Annotated in this window: 5 protein-coding genes; 4 read left to right on the top strand and 1 reads right to left on the bottom strand. The window is 53.0% G+C overall.

The features are described from left to right. Positions 1-383 (bottom strand): transposase (locus BBW68_RS10300; protein ID WP_148127630.1); only part of this gene is annotated, 383 nt, incomplete at its 3' end. 225 nt (positions 384-608) lie between these two features. Between BBW68_RS10300 and BBW68_RS10295 the strand changes: the two genes are divergently transcribed. Genes BBW68_RS10295 through BBW68_RS10280 form a run of 4 tightly spaced genes read left to right on the top strand, consistent with a single transcriptional unit; the run spans position 609 to position 2343 of the window. Then, a complete protein-coding gene (locus BBW68_RS10295; protein ID WP_338061301.1) occupies positions 609-968 on the top strand; it encodes a putative holin in 360 nt (119 codons plus the stop codon). Then, positions 955-1248: a phage holin family protein gene (locus BBW68_RS10290; RefSeq protein WP_063149254.1), complete on the top strand. Its 294-nt coding sequence runs from the start codon at positions 955-957 to the stop codon at positions 1246-1248. Before BBW68_RS10295 ends, BBW68_RS10290 begins: the two co-directional genes overlap by 14 nt. Then, positions 1238-1864: a glycoside hydrolase family 19 protein gene (locus tag BBW68_RS10285; RefSeq protein ID WP_070135289.1), complete on the top strand. Its 627-nt coding sequence runs from the start codon at positions 1238-1240 to the stop codon at positions 1862-1864. Before BBW68_RS10290 ends, BBW68_RS10285 begins: the two co-directional genes overlap by 11 nt. Then, positions 1861-2343, top strand: a complete 483-nt coding sequence (locus BBW68_RS10280; RefSeq protein ID WP_070135288.1) for a DUF2514 domain-containing protein — start codon at positions 1861-1863, stop codon at positions 2341-2343. The genes BBW68_RS10285 and BBW68_RS10280 overlap by 4 nt, the downstream gene beginning before the upstream one ends. The last annotated feature ends 300 nt before the right edge of the window (positions 2344-2643 follow it).

Raw genomic sequence — 2643 nt, 5'->3', positions numbered from 1 at the left:
TCGGTATAGACGATCCTGTCAGGGTCATTTTTTGCCTCTATCATCGGCAGTACTGTGCGTGATTTGGCATCGGGTCTGACCTTGGTATACACCTTACCACCACGCTTGAGAAGCCCGAAAACAGGCACTTTTCCGGCAGCACCTCTGCCACGCTGACCTTTACGACAACCACCAAAATAACTTTCGTCCAGTTCAATCTCGCCATCAAACCAGGAGTGCCTATCTACGTGCTCGGCTATCAGCACTCTGAGGCGGTGAAAATAGTATGCAGCAGTGTTCCTGTGGACACCAACCAGCTCTGCGGCAATACGGGCTGTGGAGCCTGCAATAAACTGTTCAAGTAACCGTTCCTGTTTGTACTGACTGAGTCTGCTTTTTCTCATGGCACTATCCTAGATGATCTTAGTTATCTAGGACAGCCCCAAATTTAAAACCTTACTTTATCACCTTTAAGGTAATTTCGTTAAGAGTTGTCTGAGGTTTTTTAAACCACATATGGTTTATTGTGTATGGTGAACTCACCAACTAAGGGGGTTCTTTATGCACATTAAACGGTGGTCACTATGTCGCACTCGTTAACCACATAGTCGCTTAATCAGGGGCTTAGCCTGAGCGCGCTAATGTCTGTGGTCGCAGATATGCCGCCGGAGGTGGCTTTAGGGGCACTCGCTGGCGCGGTAATTTTCGTTACCTCGGCGGTGGAATATCCCATAAAGCGGCGGTTACTTCTGGCGTTCATCAGCTTCTTCTGCGGCCTTCTTTTCTACAAACCGACAGCAACACTTCTCATCGGATTTTCATCCGTTTTTCCTGGCATCACCACAGATATGTTTGAGAAAGGGGTTGCGTACTCAGCAGGGGCGTTTGTTTCTTCAATCGTTGCTGTTGGTATCGGTACCTGGCTGTATCACCGTTCTGGAAATCCACGCGACCTGATCCCGGGGAGAAAAGACGATGACCGGTCCTGATCTGCTTCTCATCCTGAACGCCGCTATCTGCGGCGGCATTGCAATCCGAGTGCTTCTGTTCCGCCGTGACGGGTCACGCCATCGCTGGTGGGGAGGATGGCTAGCCTACCTGCTGATCGTCGTGGCCGCCAGCGTACCCATCCGGACGTTCTACGGGTATTACGTCAGCGCCGACTGGTCAGAAGTCATCATCAAAGCTGTGTTCCTGGCTGCTCTCATCAAGACAAAAGGGAACGTGGTTCAAATTTTCAAGATAACGAGGTCCCAGCATGGACATTAACCAATTCCGCCGCGCCGCCGGCATTACCGAGCAACTGGCCGCGCGCTGGTTCCCGCATATCACCGCCGCCATGAAAGAGTTTGGTGTTGAAGCGCCAGTGCACCAGGCGATGTTTATCGCGCAGGTAGGCCATGAATCGACAGGGTTCACACGGCTTCAGGAGAACTTCAACTACAGCGTTACCGGGCTGGCAGGATTCGTCCGCGCCGGGCGTCTCACTCAGGGCCAGGCCAACGCGCTGGGCCGCTGTGCTGGTGAGCCATCGTTACCGCTGGAGCGCCAGCGTGCGATCGCCAATCTGGTGTACAGCAAACGCAATGGGAATAATGGCCCGACTGACGGTTGGTTCTACCGCGGGCGCGGGCTCATCCAGATCACCGGCCTGAACAACTACCGAGACTGTGGCAACGGGCTCAAAATTGAGCTGGTTAGCCAGCCGGAATTGCTGGCGCAGGACGAATACGCGGCCCGCAGCGCGGCGTGGTTCTTCGCAACCAAAGGCTGCATGAAGTACACCGGCGACCTGGTGCGCGTCACGCAGATCATCAATGGCGGCCAGAACGGTATCGACGACCGGCGCGCGCGGTACATCACCGCCAGCAAGGTGCTTTTATGATCTGGGCATTCGCCAAAGCGTACTGGAAACAGTTGCTTATCGTGTTGATGCTTGCTGCTCTGGTCATCGGCGGAGTGGTTGCCTGGAATGCGCACGGCAGCCGCCTATACGATGCGGGGTATGCGCAGGCGCTGGAAGACCGCAAAGCCGAAGATGATAAAGCTCGTCAGCAGGACGAACAGGAGAAAGCGACCAATGAACGTGAAGCGCAGCAGAGGATCGACCAGGCGCGCAATGATGCTCTTGATGCTGCCGCTCGCGCTGGCCGGTTGCAGCAACAGCTCGTTGCCATCCGTGAGCAGCTCAGGCAGTATAACGCCACTGTCGGCGCTGGGACGTCAGCCGCAGACACCGGAGTTTTGCTTGCCGACGTGCTCAGCAAATCTCTCGAGCGAAACCGACAGCTGGCAGATTACGCTGACCGGGCCGCCGAAGCCGGACGAGTCTGTGAAAAGCAGTACGATTCACTGACCCGGTGACATGGCATTTTTCATGGCACTGATTTCCGGTGACGGTATATAAAACGGTACGGTGAAAATAAGTTTTAAGAAACTTGTTATCAGTCAATTAGATATGCATGCCGTAAATAATTGAGTGGGAATGATGTATAGCTAGCTCATAGCTCATCATATCTATTCAATCTCACCTTTAACCCTCTGTAATTGCAGAGGGTTTTTGTTTATATCTACTCATATCTATTCACTCTACATCACATTTTTCGACGGTACAGGTGACGGTATTACCCGAAAGGTATACTCTCGTACCGATAAAAACATGGA

Origin of the sequence: Candidatus Erwinia dacicola (assembly GCF_001756855.1) — a bacterium.
GTDB classification, from domain to species: Bacteria; Pseudomonadota; Gammaproteobacteria; order Enterobacterales; family Enterobacteriaceae; genus Erwinia; species Erwinia dacicola.
This window is presented reverse-complemented; position numbering and strand designations above follow the sequence as displayed.

What these genes read in the sequence shown, in the direction of transcription:
- BBW68_RS10290 (WP_063149254.1), top strand. Translation starts at nt 955, where the DNA reads ATGACCGGTCCTGATCTGCTTCTCATCCTGAACGCCGCTATCTGCGGC.
- BBW68_RS10285 (WP_070135289.1), top strand. Translation starts at nt 1,238, where the DNA reads ATGGACATTAACCAATTCCGCCGCGCCGCCGGCATTACCGAGCAACTG.
- BBW68_RS10280 (WP_070135288.1), top strand. Translation starts at nt 1,861, where the DNA reads ATGATCTGGGCATTCGCCAAAGCGTACTGGAAACAGTTGCTTATCGTG.